Raw genomic sequence first — 15,349 nt, 5'->3', positions numbered from 1 at the left:
GATCTCATTGAACGAGTACGGAGCGCCCGCAAGTCGCGCCGACAACCCGGACATCGGCCTCGCCGACATGCACGCCAAGCGCTGCAAGAACATTATAAACCAGTGCGTCGACAGGCGCCGTCACGCCGTTCAGAACCGTTACCACCGCCGGCTTCACCGTTCCGAGCAGAGCCGTCACGTCCAGCCCGAGGCCCAGCGCATTGACCGAGAGCGACAGCCCGCTGACCAGTGACGTGGTGAGCGATTGCGTCAGGTTCTTCGTCGAAACCGTCTTTATCGTCTTGTTGGCGATATCGGTGCTGTCGAACGTCAATGTGGTCGGATCGTTGTTGGTGATCGCAAGTGCTGAAGAACCCTTCACATCGAGCAGATTGAGGGTGAGCAGCAGGAGCTTCACGCTTACCTGTGCAATCGTGGCATCGGAGAACGATTGCGGATTGCTGAAATCGGCGAAGGCCGATGGGTTGTTGTCGGCGTCGCTGGCGGCAAGGTGCAGCGAGGCCACGCCAGGCTGCGCGGCGATCGAGACCTTGATGCTATCCGGCCGGCCCGTCGGGCAGCTGATGTCGGTTAGTTTGGCTTCCGCATAGGCGACTTCGACATGCAGAGGCAGGTTGACGGACAGCAGACTGATGCCGCCGCCGAGATTGGAATTGCCGATGCCGACTGTGGTGACCAGCTTGATTCGTGTCTGCGCAGTGCGCACCACGGTGCCTTTTTCCCCGACGGCCAGCCAGGGTGAATATTGCATCGGTTCACCGATGGCGACGGCGAGCGTGGTGGAGGTAAGTCCCGGAATAGTGGCGCCGAGATCGACCTGGACCTGGTTTGAGCCATTGGCCAGCGAGGCGGCGGCACCCAGCATGCCCATCGCGCTTGCGTCGACGGAAAAGCCTGGAGACTTTTGTCCGAGGCCGAGCTTGCCGATCGAACCAAGGTCGACAAGATGATTGAGCGGTATCTTGGCCGTGTTGGTAGCCCTCGACGCGATTGTCTGTAGGACAAGTTTGCTGGCGCTGCCCGTCCCCGAAGCATTGGCCATGGCGGTCGCGATCTGGCCTACCGTCGCTTTCGAGGCCAGCACTTCGGAATAGCTGACGCCGGTCAGTTGCAACTGCACCGCAAGGGCATCGACGAACGAAAGCACGTTGACGTCGGCCGAAATCAGCGCGTTGTAGTCCATGACGCTGAGCGAGATGTTTCCGCCCAGCAGCTTACTGAGAAGCGCGTTGAGGATGCCGCCGTTGACGCTGAGAAGCCTGGATCCGACCGAGAACATCGCTTGCGGCGTCATGCTGGCAATGGCTTCGGTGCCGACAACCGGAGTAGGGATGAGCGAACTGGCGAAATACCGGGCGGGGATTTTGTGTAGAGTGACGCGAACGGCGTTGTAAGGCGTTTTACCGGCTTCGAAGCGCTTGTCGACCCCGACCGAGGACGCCGCTGAGTATCGGCCGCCGGTGACGGACACGACGGTTTTCCCAACCGTGGGAACGATTGTCTCACCCGGCTTTTGAACAATGATGCCGGGCATTCGGTTGTCACTGAGCGTGGTTACCGCCGCGGCTTCCATATTGTTGATGTTCGACGCCGCGGTGATCGCCGCCAGATCGGTCATCGCCTGGGCTTCCCTGCGCTCCGTGTAGATCGAACCTTCGTCGACAGCGAAGGCCGCCAGCCCCAGCGCGAATGGCGCTATCAGCGCAGTCATGACGGCAAAGTTCGCCTTCTTGTCGCCAACGATGGAGCGAGCGATCCGCCCGATGCCCCTCAGCAAGAACTGCGACATTTCAAATGCCTCCAATCCTGATGGTAGACCTGCGCGAGATCGTGGTTTGCGGCATCGCAAGGCTGGGCAACAGGTTCCAGATCGGCAGGTTGCTGGCATCGTACTGGATCGACACGACGAACTGATTTCCGTCGGCCGTGCTGTCCGTCGCCTGATAGGTCAGCTTGCCGGAATCGACGAACGGGTATCCACTGGCATTGTTTTTGACGAAACCCGCCACCAGCGCCTGGCGCTCGGTTTGGTTCAATCCGGCAATTGCAGTACGGGCGGCATCGGCGGCGATTTGCTGCAACGAGTTGCTTGCACCAAAATAGATACCATATGCAACCATTCCGAGTACGAGCAGGATAAAGATCGGGGAAAGCAGGGCGAATTCGACCGCGGAAGTTCCGGATTCTTCTCCAATTTTGCGTAGATTTGCCCTTATTGGGCGCAATATTTTACGCTTTAATGTGACAGTATTACTGTCTATCTTGTTCATTGCCCTTGCCCGTTGGACCATAAAGGTCGATGTGCCGAACCCATCGGGATTTGTAACCCTTGGTTGCCTAAGAACCAATTAATACATTCCGGTAAACTGAAATGATCAGCCAGATTATCGGCGTTCTGGCCAGGAAACCCAGCCAAACTCATGCTTTCGATCATTGATTGGCGGTTCGCAAAGCGGCTGCCCCGGCCCCCTTACTTTGGGTGACCCCGAGAGTCTGTTGAAATAAAAAATCTCCACGTTACTGTTTGGCCACCAGCTGCCGGAAAGGGAACCGGCTGCGCGCTCGAAAGGAACCAGCCAATCGGTTTCGGGGCGTCAACACTTAGAGACGTAGCTGAAGGGCGACGTCATTAGGGAGAACTCCATGCTGAAACATGTGCTGAAGGCGACGGTACTCGCCACGACCATGGTCTTGGCCGCCGGTACGTTCTACACGCCGGCTTTCGCCGAAACCGTCTACAACCGCGGAGCCGCCGCCGAAGCGGAGACGCTCGATCCGCACAAGACCTCGACGGTCTACGAAGCCGATATCATACGCGACCTGTTCCAGGGCCTCGTCATGCATGACCAGAAGACGAACCTCATTCCGGGCGCAGCCGAAAGCTGGACGGTGTCCGACGACGGCACTGTCTACACCTTCAAGCTGCGCAAGGACGGCCTCTGGTCGGATGGCAGCCCGGTGACGGCGGACGACTTCGTTTATTCGTTCCGTCGGCTGGAAGATCCGGCCACCGCTGCCGAATACGCTTCCATGCTCTATCCGGTGAAGGGTGCCGAGGAAGTCAACACCAAGAAGGGAAAGCCGGAGGATATGGGCGTCAAGGCGATTGACGCAAATACCCTCGAAGTCACCCTCAAGGCGCCAACGCCTTACTTCCTGGAGATGCTGACCCATCAGGCGACCTTTCCGGTTAACAAGGCGTCCATCGAAAAGCTTGGCGCCGACTGGATCAAGGCAGGCAAGCTGGTCTCCAACGGGGCCTTTACAGCGGCGGAGTGGATTCCCAACGACCATCTCAAGCTGGTGAAGAATCCGAAATTCTGGGACGCCGCCAGCGTCAAGTTAGACGTGGTCAACTACATCCCGACCGAGGATCGCTCGTCTGCGATGAAGCGCTTCGAGGCCGGCGAATTCGACAGTTACGGTGACCTGCCGACGGAACAGCTCGCCGATCTCAAGTCCAAATTCGGCGACCAGGTCCGTGTCGGGCCATATCTCGGCACCTACTATTATGCGATCAAGACCGACAAGGCGCCGTGGGACAATGTCGAACTGCGCAACGCCATCTCGATGGCGATCGATCGCGACTTTCTCGCCGAAAAAGTCTGGCAGAATTCGATGCTGCCCGGCTATTCGATGGTGCCTCCGGGCATCGAGGGCTACACGCCGGCACTGGCCAAATACGCTGACATGCCGCAGATCGACCGCGAGGATGAAGCCAAGAAAATCCTGGAGAAGCTCGGCTATACGCCCGAGCATCCGTTGAAGATGCAGATCCGCTACAACACCTCGGAAAACCACAAGAACACCGCTGTCGCCATCCAGGAACAGCTGAAGCCGCTTGGCGTCGAGGTCACGCTGCTCAACACCGATACCAAGACCCACTACTCCTTCCTTGAGCAGAAGGGCGACTATGATGTGGCGCGTGCCGCGTGGATCGCCGACTACAAGGATCCGGAAACCTTCCTTGGCATCACCCGCAAGGCCAGCGGCAACAACTATTCGAGCTACGTCAGCCCGAAATACGAAGAGGCCATGGACAAGGCCGCCGCCGCCGGCGGCAAGCCCGAAGAGCGCATGAAGGAACTCGCCAAGGCCGAGCGCATCCTCGTCGACGATGTCGGTAACATCCCGCTTCTCTACTACAGCTACCACGACATCGTTTCCTCGAAGCTGCACGGCTTCGACGACAATGTGATGGACATCCATCCGTCCCGCTTCATCAGCAAGGACTGATCCCTTAGCCAGGCCGCCGCGCAACTCGATGCGCGGCGGCGCTGGTTTGCCATCGCATCGGCCCGGGAACCGGATTCGATTTTCGACAATGTCGGTGCGAAGATTTGAAGGCTAGAGCGCAATCGTCCAGTTGGACGCGCGCTGCTCTGGATCAAGCGGGGCACCGATGCTGCGTTACGTATTTCGGCGGCTGCTGACCGCCATCCCGACGCTGTTCGTCATCGTGACCATAGCGTTCTTCCTGATACGCGTCGCGCCGGGCGGCCCGTTCAACCAGGAGCGGGGCCTGAGCCCCGAGATCAGGGCCAATCTCGAAGCCCAGTTCGGGCTCAACGACCCGCTCTGGCTGCAGTACCTCCATTATTTAGGCAATCTTCTGCGCGGCAATTTCGGCCCCAGCTACAACATGCCGGATTTCACCGTCGGCGAGTTGTTCAGGGAAGGCCTGCCTATCTCGATCCAACTCGGCGCTTCGGCGCTCGTTCTGGCGCTGCTTCTCGGCAGCGTGCTCGGCACTGTTGCCGCGCTCAACCAGAACAAGCTTGCCGACTATTCGGTGATCGCGTTGGCGACCGCCGGCAGCACCATTCCGACCTTCGTCATCGCTCCGGTGATCCAGCTTGTATTCGGATTGACCTGGAAGCTGCTGCCGATCGGCGGCTGGGGCGATGGAGCCGTCATCAATAAGGTCGGCCCGGTGCTGACGCTCGCTCTGCCGCAGATCGCCATCGTCGCTCGATTGATGCGCGGCTCGATGATCGAATCGCTGCACTCGCATCACATCCGCACCGCCCGCGCGCTTGGGTTGTCGAACTGGTCGGTCGTCGTCAAGCATGCGCTGCGCGGCGCCATCCTGCCGATCGTCTCCTTCACCGGTCCGGCGGCCGCAGCCCTTCTCACCGGCTCGATCATCGTCGAGACCATCTTCTCTATCCCGGGCATCGGCCGCCATTTTGTCGTTGCCGCACTCAATCGCGACTACACACTGGTGATGGGGACGGTGGTGGTCATCGCGCTCTTCACCATTGTCTTCAACCTGATCGTCGACGTCCTCTATGGTGTCGTTGATCCGAGGGTGCGCTATGACTGATATCGCAGTTGCAGCACCGGTCGTCGGCCGATCCCTGTGGGGGGATGCGTGGGCGCGCCTCAAGGCCAACCGCGCGGCCATGTTCAGCCTCTATTATCTTGCCTTCATCGCCGTCATCAGCGTGTTTGGACCCTCTTTCGTGCCGCACCAATACACCACCATCTATGGCGACTATGTCCGCACGCCGCCGAGCTTCTCCGCCTATCCAAAGGCCGACATGATCGAAGGCGCTCTCGACGAGGCGATCAGGCGTATGCGCGTCGACATCAAGGAGTGGCGGCAGGAGGGCAGCCGTGTGTTCGTTACCGTCAGATCGTCCAAGCCGATCGACGACCGCAACATTCGCTACCTTGATCGTTCCGATACCTTCGATGACACAAAGATCGAGAGCAAATCGCCGGACGGTCTCGAAATGGTGATGAGTGCATCGATCAAGCAGCAATATTTCCTGTTCGGCACCGACAATACCGGCCGCGATCTCCTGTCGCGAACGCTGATGGCCGGGCGCATATCGCTGGCCATCGGCCTGCTTGCCGGCATTGTGGCGGTGGTGATCGGCGTGCTCTATGGCGCCACCGCCGGCTTTGCCGGCGGCAGGGTCGATGAGGTGATGATGCGTATCGTCGACGTGCTTTATTCTTTGCCGTTCATCTTCTTCGTCATCATGCTGGTGGTGTTCTTCGGCAGGAACTTCGTGCTGATGTTCCTGGCCGTCGGCGCCGTGCTGTGGCTCGACATGGCGCGCATCGTGCGCGGACAGGCGCTATCGATCCGCCGGCAGGAATATGTCCAGGCGGCGGAGGCGATGGGCGTCGGGCAGCGCGGCATTCTGCTGCGCCATGTGATCCCCAATTTGCTCGGGCCGGTGGTGATCTACATGACGCTGCTGGTGCCGCAGGTCATCATCCTGGAGAGTTTTTTGTCGTTCCTCGGGCTCGGCGTCCAGGAGCCGATGACCAGCTGGGGCGTGCTGATTTCGGTCGGCGCCCAGAATATCGGCTCGGCCAACTGGCTGCTTTTGTTCCCGGCCTTCTTTCTCGTCTCGACATTGTTCGCGCTGAATTTCGTCGGCGATGGGCTGCGCGACGCGCTCGACCCGAGGGATCGTTGAGATGGCTGCTTCCGAAACCATTCTCAGCGTCAAGGATCTTCGCGTCCGCTTCCGCACGATCGACGGCGTGGTGGAGGCGGTGAAGGGCATCAATATCCATGTTAAATCAGGCGAGACGGTAGCCGTCGTCGGCGAATCCGGCTCCGGCAAGAGCCAGACGATGATGGCGGCGATGAGCCTGCTGGCCTCGAACGGCGAAGCCACCGGGAGCGTCGACTACCGCGGCCGCAATCTTTTGACCCTGAGCAAGCCCGAGCTCAACAAGATCCGCGGCCGCAAGATCAGCATGATCTTCCAGGAGCCGATGACTTCGCTCGACCCGCTCTATTCGATCGGTAGCCAGTTGATCGAACCGATCCGCAAGCATCGCGGGCTTGGCGCCGCCGAGGCGCGCGAAGAGGCGCTCAAGCTGCTGCGGCTGGTCCATATTCCAGATCCGGAGCGGCGGATGAAATCCTATCCGCACGAGATGTCGGGCGGTCAGCGCCAGCGCGTCATGATTGCCATGGCGCTGGCCAATGACCCCGACATATTGATCGCCGACGAGCCGACGACGGCGCTCGACGTGACCATCCAGGCGCAGATCCTCATGCTGCTCGCCGAACTGCAGCGCAAGCTCGGCATGGCGATCGTCTTCATCACCCACGATCTCGGAATCGTCAGGCGCTTTGCCGACCGGGTCTATGTGATGCGCTATGGCGAGGTCGTCGAGGAGGGCGAGGCGGAAGCGATCTTCGTCAACCCGCAGCACGCCTACACCAAGATGTTGCTTGCCGCCGAGCCGACCGGCACCAAGGCCCCGCCGCCTCCGAATGCCCCCGTCCTGCTCGAAGGCAGGAACGTCGAAGTGACCTTCAAGATCGGCGGCGGCTTTCTTGGTGGAGAACCGCTGATATTGCGCGCTGTCGATAGCATTTCGATCCGGCTGAAGCGCAACCAGACCATCGGCATCGTCGGCGAATCCGGTTCGGGAAAGTCGACGCTCGGCCGCGCCTTGCTGCGGCTCCTGCCCAGCGACGGCATCATCCGGCTTGGCGACCGCGACATCTCCCACGCCGACCGCCAGGCGATGCGGCCGCTGCGGCGCGAATTGCAGCTGGTCTTCCAGGACCCGTTCGGCTCGCTGTCGCCGCGCATGACCGTCGGCCAGATCATCACCGAAGGGCTCCTGGTCCACGAGCCCAATCTGTCGGGCAGGCAGCGCGATCTCCGCGCCGTCGATGCCTTGCTCGAAGTCGGGCTCGACCCGAACACGCGCAACCGCTATCCGCACGAATTCTCCGGTGGTCAGCGGCAGCGCATCGCCATTGCGCGCGCCATGATACTGAAGCCGAAAGTGGTGGTGCTGGACGAGCCGACCTCGGCGCTGGACCGCTCCGTGCAGAAGCAGATCGTCGAATTGCTGCGCAAGCTGCAGGCCGACCACGAACTGTCCTATCTGTTCATCAGCCACGATCTCGCGGTCGTGCGCGCCATGGCCGACTACATCATCGTCATGAAGCAGGGCAAGATCGTCGAGGAGGGGCCGTCCGAGGCGATCTTCAGCAATCCGCAGGCAACCTATACGCAGACACTGATGGCCGCGGCCATCGATGTGACGCGATTTCGCCTGAGCGCATAGCGCGATTGGTCAGAACTGCGGCGGAAGGTGGTTGTTTCGGGAACAAGAACAGCTAAGCCGCTGTTTTTTCTGGTCGGAGTGGCAGGATTTGAACCTGCGACCCCATCGTCCCGAACGATGTGCGCTACCAGGCTGCGCTACACTCCGTGACCAGACCGCGGGCTTATAGCCGCCGCATTTGGTTACTGCAAGCGCCAATGGCAGCGCTTCCGTCGCATTTCTTTCGCTTTAGCCGCTACGTCATACAGGTTTCAGTTTCCTGTCGCACAAACACGGCTTAAAGGGGCTTCTAGGTAACCGTCCACTTGCCTCGAAGCATCTGATTCAGCCGCCTGGAGTTGCAGCCTTGTCGATGAAGATCGTTAGCGATGTCAAACCAAACACTTTTGAGTTCGAAACCTCGGCGTTGATCAAGCCATCCGGGTTTCGCGAATATGATGCGCGCTGGTGGTTTGGCCATCCCGGTTCGAACGAGCCGCCGGAGCTCAATCTGATCGGCGTCCAGGCGCTCGGCATGGGGCTCGGCACGCTGATCCGCCGTCTGGGTGCCGGACCCGACATCGTCACCGGTCACGATTTCCGCTCTTATTCGCTTGCCATCAAGCTGGCGCTGGTTTCCGGGCTGATGGCCGCCGGCGCGCGGGTCAAGGATGTCGGGCTGGCCTTGTCGCCGATGGCCTATTTCGCCCAATTCGCGCTCGACACGCCGTCCGTCGCCATGGTCACCGCCTCGCATAACGAGAATGGCTGGACCGGCGTCAAGATGGGCGCGGCGCGCCCGCTGACTTTTGGTACGGAGGAGATGAGCGCGCTGAAGGCGATCGTGCTCTCAGGCGATTTCGACCTTGTCGGTGGCGGCTCCTATGACTTCGTTGCGGATTTCCGCAAAACCTACCTCGACGATCTGACAGCGGGAAAGCGTATCTCGAGGAAGCTCAAGGTGGTGGCCGCCTGCGGCAACGGCACCGCCGGGGCTTTCGCTCCCGAGGCACTGGAAAGGATCGGCTGCGAGGTGATTCCGCTCGACGTCGCGCTCGATCATACGTTTCCGAATTACAATCCCAACCCCGAAGACATGAAGATGCTGCACGCCATTCGCGACAAGGTGCTGGAAACTGGCGCCGATGTCGGGCTCGGCTTCGACGGCGACGGCGACCGCTGCGGCGTGGTCGACAATGAAGGCAACGAGATCTTCGCCGACAAGGTCGGCGTCATGCTTGCGCGCGACATCTCACACCTCTATCCCGGCTCGACTTTCGTCGTCGACGTCAAGTCGACCGGATTGTTCATGACCGACAAGGTGTTGCGGGAAAATGGCGCGGTCACCGACTATTGGAAAACCGGTCATTCCTACATCAAACGGCGCGTCGCCGAACTCGGCGCTGTCGCCGGTTTTGAGAAATCGGGCCACTTCTTCTTCAATCCTCCGATCGGCCGCGGTTATGACGATGGCCTGGTCACGGCCATTGCTATATGCCAGATGCTGGATCGCAGCCCGCAAAGCAGCATGGCCGACCTCTACCGCGATCTGCCGCTGACGTTCGGCACGCCGACCATGTCGCCACACTGCGCCGACGAGCTCAAATACGGCGTCGTCGAGCGGGTCGTAGGCGATGTTCGCAAGATGAAGGACGAGGGCGCAGTCTTCGCCGGCCAGAAGATCGCCGAGCTGATCACCGTCAACGGCGTCAGGGTCGTGGCGGAGGATGGTACTTGGGGGCTGGTGCGGGCATCATCGAACAAGCCGGAGCTTGTGGTGGTGGTCGAAAGCCCGGTATCGTCCGAGCGGCGTCGCCAGATGTTCGAAGCCGTCGACGCGGTGCTGCGCCGCAGCCCGGAAGTCGGCGCCTACAATCAGACCTTTTGAGCGGGACTTATTTTCATGACCGAACGGATCGTCAGTTTTGTGATGAGCGGCGGCATCGGCTCGCGGCTGTGGCCGCTGTCGCGCGAGGACAATCCCAAGCAGTTCCATGATTTCTCCGGCGACGGCTCGATGCTGGCCAAGACGCTACGCCGGCTGACTGCGCGGCCGGAAGGCGAAACGCCGGTTTTCCTGATTGCCTCGGAAAGGCACGCCGACCGCGTTCATGCCGACATTGCCGGCCACGAGCTTTCCGGCGGCGGCCCGCTGTTCGAGCCGACCGGACGCAACACTGCCGCGGCCGTCGCTTTGGCAAGCCTGCGCACTTTGTCCGAATTCGGCGACAGCCTGGTGCTGGTGGTGCCGTCCGACCATGAGATCGCGACCGCGCAGCAATTCTGGCGGAGCGTCGAGGCCGGCACGGCGGCGGCGCGCGAAGGCAGGCTGGTGGTGTTCGGCATCAAGCCCACCCAACCGGAGACCGGGTATGGCTACATCGAGGTGGCCGGCGAGCGCGATGGCATCTGCGATGTCTCGCGTTTCGTCGAAAAACCCGATCTCGCCACCGCGCAGAGCTATCTTGAGGCCGGCAATTTCTACTGGAACACCGGCATCTTCCTGTTTCGCGCCAGTGCCATGCGCGACGCGTTCATGGCTTTCCAGCCAGACATCTGGAGCGCCACAGAGGCTGCCTACCAGGCTGCGACATCGGATCTTTCCGGCCTCTACATGCCTCTGGAGCTCTATGCCGCCATCCCTTCGACATCGATCGACTATGCGATCATGGAGCGCGCCAGCGGCATCGCCATGGTGCCGGCCGGCTTTCGCTGGAACGATCTCGGTTCCTGGCAATCGCTGCTCGATGTCGGGCCGTCCGACAAGCAGGGCAACGTCATTGTCGGCGACGTCGTCGCCATCGATTGCGAGAACTCCTATATCCGCAGCGACGGCCGCCTGCTGTCGGCCATTGGCCTGAAGGACGTCGCCATCGTCTCGACCGCCGACGCCACTTTCGTCGCGCCGGTCAGCCACAGCCAGAACGTCAAGAAGATCGTCGAGCAGCTCGAAAAGAGCGGCCGCCTGGAGACCAGGTTCACGCCCGCCGACGATCGCGTCATCGAAAGCGGCGCCTGGCAACGCCGCGTGCACCATTGGCTGTTCGAGGAGACGGTGCCGCTGTGGTCGACGATCGGCGTCGATGAGCGCCATGGCGGGTTCCATGAGGCGCTCGGTTTCGACGCCACCCCGCTGATGAAACCCAAGCGCATGCGCACGCAGGCCAGGCAGATCTATGCCTTCGCCGTCGCCAAGGCGCGCGGCTGGAACGGCCCGGCCGATCGGCTGATTAGCCACGGCCTCGAATTCATGGCCAGGAACGGCCGCACCGATAATGGCGGCTGGGTGCGCACGCTCAACGTCGACGGCACCGTCGCCGATGCCGCCGAGGATGCCTATGACCATTCCTGCGTGCTTCTGGCGCTGGCGCATGCCCATATGTGCGGCAATCCGGATGCATTGCGGCTTGGCGAGGAGACCTTTGCGTTCATCGACGCGCATCTCGAGGACGAACGCCTGACCGGCTTCCGCGAGACCTCGAGCGGCGAGGGCGAACGCCGCTCCAACCCGCACATGCATCTGCTCGAGGCGTTTTTGGCCTGGCATCAGGCGACCGGCGAGCGCGCCTATCTTCGCCGCGCCGCGCGCATCGTCGATCTGTTCCGCAGCCATTTCTTCGACCCGGAAAGCTGGACGCTGGGTGAGTATTTCGACAATGAATGGCGGCCAGCCCCTGGCGAGAAAGGCACGTGGACCGAACCGGGCCATCATTTCGAATGGGCCTCGCTGCTGGTCGACTTCGCGGGCCGCAGCGGCCAAAGCGGCTTGACCGGCCTCGCCAGGAAACTCTACGCGTCGGCGATTGCCAATGGCCTGAACCGCGCCACAGGCCTCGCCTACGGCGCCGTCTCGCGGCAAGGGCTGCCGCTCGACCGCGTCTCGCGCAGTTGGCCGCAGGCCGAAGCAATCAAGGCAGCGATCGCGCTGGACGGCTCGGGCGGTCCCGACCTGAAGCCGGAAATCGAGGCGCGTGTCGGCCGGCTGTTCCGCTGGCACATCAATCCGGCACCGCTCGGCCTGTGGATCGACCGCATCGACGAGCGTGGCCGCTCGCTGGCAAGCGAGGTGCCGGCCAGCATCTTCTACCATCTGGTCTGTGCGCTGACGCAGTATCTGGACGGTACGGCCCGCAAGGATCAGTACGGGCTGGCGACATCACCGGTCTCGACGTAGACCGACTTTAGCTGCGAATAGAGTGCCAATGCCGCGAGCGAATTCTCGCGGCCGATGCCGGACTGCTTGAAGCCGCCGAACGGGATTTCGACCGGCGTCAGATTGTAGGCGTTGATCCAGCAGGTGCCGGCCTGCAATTCGGCGATGACACGGTGGGCGCGCGCCAGGTCGCGCGTGAACACGCCTGCAGCGAGGCCGAATTCGGTGTCGTTGGCGCGCTCGATCACCTCGTCCTCGCTGTCGAACTTCAGCACGCTCATGACAGGCCCGAAAATCTCCTCGCGGGCGATGCGCATCGTGTCGGTGACACCGGTGAACACCGTCGGCTCGACGAAGAAGCCGCCCTGAAAACCCTGCAGCGAAGGCACATTGCCGCCGCAGGCGAGCACCGCACCATCCTGCTTGCCGGCCTCGATGTATGAGACGACCTTGTCGTGCTGCGCCTTCGAGACCAGCGGCCCCATCTGCGTGTCCTGGTCGAGCGGGTCACCGATGCGGATTTTCTTGGTCCGCTCGGTCAGCCTTTCGACGAAACGGTCATGGATGCTGCGCTGCACGAAGACCCGTGTGCCGTTGGAGCAGATCTGACCGGTCGAATAGAAATTGCCGAGCATCGCGCCGCCGATGGCGTTTTCGAGGTTGGCGTCTTCGAAGACGATCAGCGGCGACTTGCCGCCGAGCTCCATCGTCGCGTGCTTCATCTTCGAGCCGGCGAGCGACAGCACCTTGCGGCCGGTCGGCACTGAGCCGGTCACCGAGACTTTGGCGACGACCTCATGGCCGACAAGGCCGGCGCCGACATCGCCAAAACCTTGCACGACATTGAACAGCCCGTCGGGCAGCCCGGCCTCGGTGTAGATTTCGGCGAGCGCCAGCGCTGAAAGCGGCGTGTTTTCCGACGGTTTGAACACCATCGCATTGCCCATGGCGAGGGCGGGTGCGGATTTCCAGCCGGCGATCTGGATCGGGTAGTTCCACGCGCCGATGCCGACGCAGACGCCGAGCGCCTCGCGCCTGGTATAGGCAAAGGGACCGCCGAGATCGACGGCCTCGCCATTAAAGGCGGCGACCGCGCCGCCGAAATATTCGAGGCAATCCGCCGCCGAAGGGGCGTCCGCAACCAGCGTCTCCTGGATCGGCTTGCCGGTGTCGAGCGTCTCGATACGCGCCAAATCGGCATTGCGGGCGCGCAAAATGTCGGCGGCACGGCGCAGTATGCGGCCGCGCTCGACCGGCTTCAGCCGTGCCCAGGCCGGCTGTGCCGCACGCGCGGCTTCGATCGCGAGTTCAAGCACGTTCGGCGTCGCCGAGCGCAGCATGGCAATGGTCTCGCCGGTCGCCGGATAGATGACCGGCAGCGGCGCGCCGCGCTCGTCGTCGATATAGCGGCCGTTGACATAATGCGATGCCGTTGGCTGGGCGCGCATGACTGTTCTCCAATCGTCTTTCGCGGCAGGCGGAATGTGCGTCCGCCGGATCATGGCCTATCTGTCCGACGCCTGCCAGCGCGGATTGATCCATGGTTCCTGGTTGGACGGCGCCAGCGGCGAGCGCCCGAGAACGTGGTCGGCGGCCTTCTCGCCAGTCATGATCGACGGCGCGTTGAGATTGCCATTGGTGACGCGCGGGAAGATCGAGGAATCGGCGACCCGCAGCCCTTCGACGCCGATGACGCGGCATTCCGGATCGACGACGCTCATCGCATCGTCGGCACGGCCCATCTTGCAGGTGCCGCAAGGGTGATAGGCGCTTTCGGCGTGGTCGCGGATGAAGGCGTCGAGCTCGTCGTCCGATTGTACGTGCGAACCCGGCGACAGTTCCTTGCCGCGGTAAGGATCGAAGGCCGCTTGCCCGAAGATCTCACGGGTCAGCCGGATGCAGTGGCGGAACTCCGTCCAGTCGTCCGGATGCGACATGTAGTTGAAGCGGATCACCGGCTTCGATTTGGGATCGGGCGAGCGCAGCGTGACCGAACCGCGCGACTTCGACCGCATCGGCCCGACATGCGCCTGGAAGCCATGCGCCTTCGCCGCCGCCTTGCCGTCATAGCGGACTGCTGCCGGTATGAAGTGATACTGGATATCGGGATAATCGACGCCGGCGCGCGAGCGCACAAAGGCGGCCGCCTCGAAATGATTGGTGGCGCCGAGGCCGGACTTGAAGAACAGCCACTGCGCGCCGATCAATGCCTTCGAGAACGGGTTCAAGATGGAGTTCAGCGTGATCGGCTTTGTCGATTCCTGCTGGATGTAGAGTTCCATGTGGTCCTGCAGATTGCGGCCGACGCCGGGCCGGTCGACAATCACCGGAATGCCGTTTTCTTTGAGGTGCTGGCCGGGGCCGATGCCGGACAGCATCAGGATCTTGGGCGAGTTGATCGAGGACGCGGCAACGATCACCTCACGCCGCGCTCTGATCACCTGAATCCGCTTGCGCGCTTCGATCTCGACTCCGGTGGCGCGTTGATTCTCGATGATTACCCGTCGGGCGAACCCCTTGACCAAGCTGACATTTTTCCGCCTGAGTGCCGGCCTGAGATAGGCGCTCGCCGCCGACCAGCGGCGACCGCCACGAATGGTCTGCTCCATCGGCCCAAAACCTTCCTGCTTCGCGCCATTGTAATCATCGGTTAGCTCGAAACCGGCCTGACGGCCTGCCTCGACAAAGGCGCCGTAGAGTGGATTGGTCCGCGAGCCGCGCTGCACAGTCAGCGGGCCGCCATGGCCGCGCCAGCCATTCTCGCCGCCATTGCTGTCCTCCATTCGCTTGAAGTACGGGAGCACGTCTGCGAAGCCCCAGCCGGCCGCGCCCTGTTCGGCCCAATGGTCGAAGTCGCGGGCATGGCCGCGCACATAGACCATGCCGTTGATCGAGGATGAGCCGCCGATGACCTTGCCGCGAGGCGTTGCCAGCACGCGGCCGCCGAGATGCGGCTCCGGCTCGCTGGCAAAGCCCCAGTCGTAGAGGCTCATGTTGAGCGGGATCGACAGCGCCGACGGCATCTGGATCAGCGGCCCGATATCGCTGCCGCCATATTCGATGACGATCACCGAATGCTTGCCGTCCTCCGACAGCCGGTAGGCCATGGCCGAGCCGGCCGAGCCGGAGCCGATGATGACGAAATCCGCTTCAAGCATG

At 61.9% G+C, this 15,349-nt stretch carries 10 protein-coding genes and 1 tRNA gene; 6 read left to right on the top strand and 5 right to left on the bottom strand.

Going from position 1 to position 15,349, the window contains the following annotated elements:
- Window positions 1–4 precede the first annotated feature (4 nt).
- Entirely contained in the window at window positions 5–1,789 is a 1,785-nt protein-coding gene (locus NKJ93_RS09925; RefSeq protein WP_023718443.1) for a pilus assembly protein TadG-related protein, read from the bottom strand.
- Between the two features lies 1 nt (window position 1,790).
- Window positions 1,791–2,270 (bottom strand): TadE family protein, encoded by a 480-nt coding sequence (locus NKJ93_RS09920; RefSeq protein WP_084642568.1) that lies wholly within the window; start codon window positions 2,268–2,270, stop codon window positions 1,791–1,793.
- Between the two features lie 373 nt (window positions 2,271–2,643).
- On the opposite strand from NKJ93_RS09920, the gene NKJ93_RS09915 reads away from it, so the two are divergent.
- From NKJ93_RS09915 to NKJ93_RS09900, 4 genes are all read left to right on the top strand, one after another.
- On the top strand, window positions 2,644–4,236 hold the full coding sequence (locus NKJ93_RS09915) for a peptide ABC transporter substrate-binding protein (RefSeq protein ID WP_023718441.1): 1,593 nt from the start codon (window positions 2,644–2,646) through the stop codon (window positions 4,234–4,236).
- 166 nt (window positions 4,237–4,402) lie between these two features.
- Entirely contained in the window at window positions 4,403–5,326 is a 924-nt protein-coding gene (locus NKJ93_RS09910; protein ID WP_023718440.1) for an ABC transporter permease subunit, read from the top strand.
- Entirely contained in the window at window positions 5,319–6,437 is a 1,119-nt protein-coding gene (locus NKJ93_RS09905) for an ABC transporter permease (protein ID WP_023718439.1), read from the top strand. The genes NKJ93_RS09910 and NKJ93_RS09905 overlap by 8 nt, the downstream gene beginning before the upstream one ends.
- A gap of 1 nt (window position 6,438) precedes the next feature.
- Complete coding sequence (locus NKJ93_RS09900) at window positions 6,439–8,058, top strand: ABC transporter ATP-binding protein (protein ID WP_352588789.1); 1,620 nt, start codon at window positions 6,439–6,441, stop codon at window positions 8,056–8,058.
- A 70-nt stretch (window positions 8,059–8,128) separates the two neighbouring features.
- Here the strand turns inward: NKJ93_RS09900 and NKJ93_RS09895 are convergent.
- Window positions 8,129–8,205 (bottom strand) — tRNA-Pro (locus NKJ93_RS09895).
- A gap of 205 nt (window positions 8,206–8,410) precedes the next feature.
- Here NKJ93_RS09895 and NKJ93_RS09890 point away from each other — a divergent pair.
- Window positions 8,411–9,925, top strand: a complete 1,515-nt coding sequence (locus NKJ93_RS09890; protein ID WP_502899438.1) for a phosphomannomutase/phosphoglucomutase — start codon at window positions 8,411–8,413, stop codon at window positions 9,923–9,925.
- 15 nt (window positions 9,926–9,940) lie between these two features.
- A complete protein-coding gene (locus NKJ93_RS09885) occupies window positions 9,941–12,211 on the top strand; it encodes an AGE family epimerase/isomerase (RefSeq protein ID WP_023718436.1) in 2,271 nt (756 codons plus the stop codon).
- Here the strand turns inward: NKJ93_RS09885 and betB are convergent.
- Both betB and betA read right to left on the bottom strand, forming a co-directional pair.
- On the bottom strand, window positions 12,175–13,638 hold the full coding sequence (betB, locus tag NKJ93_RS09880) for a betaine-aldehyde dehydrogenase (RefSeq protein WP_023718435.1): 1,464 nt from the start codon (window positions 13,636–13,638) through the stop codon (window positions 12,175–12,177). The genes NKJ93_RS09885 and betB overlap by 37 nt on opposite strands.
- 57 nt (window positions 13,639–13,695) lie before the next feature.
- Window positions 13,696–15,348, bottom strand: coding sequence for a choline dehydrogenase (betA, locus tag NKJ93_RS09875; protein ID WP_023718434.1), 1,653 nt, complete (start codon window positions 15,346–15,348; stop codon window positions 13,696–13,698).
- Window position 15,349: the final 1 nt, after the last annotated feature.

It is taken from the genome of Mesorhizobium sp. M0028 (genome assembly GCF_040323855.1).
Lineage (GTDB): Bacteria > Pseudomonadota > Alphaproteobacteria > Rhizobiales > Rhizobiaceae > Mesorhizobium.
This window is presented reverse-complemented; position numbering and strand designations above follow the sequence as displayed.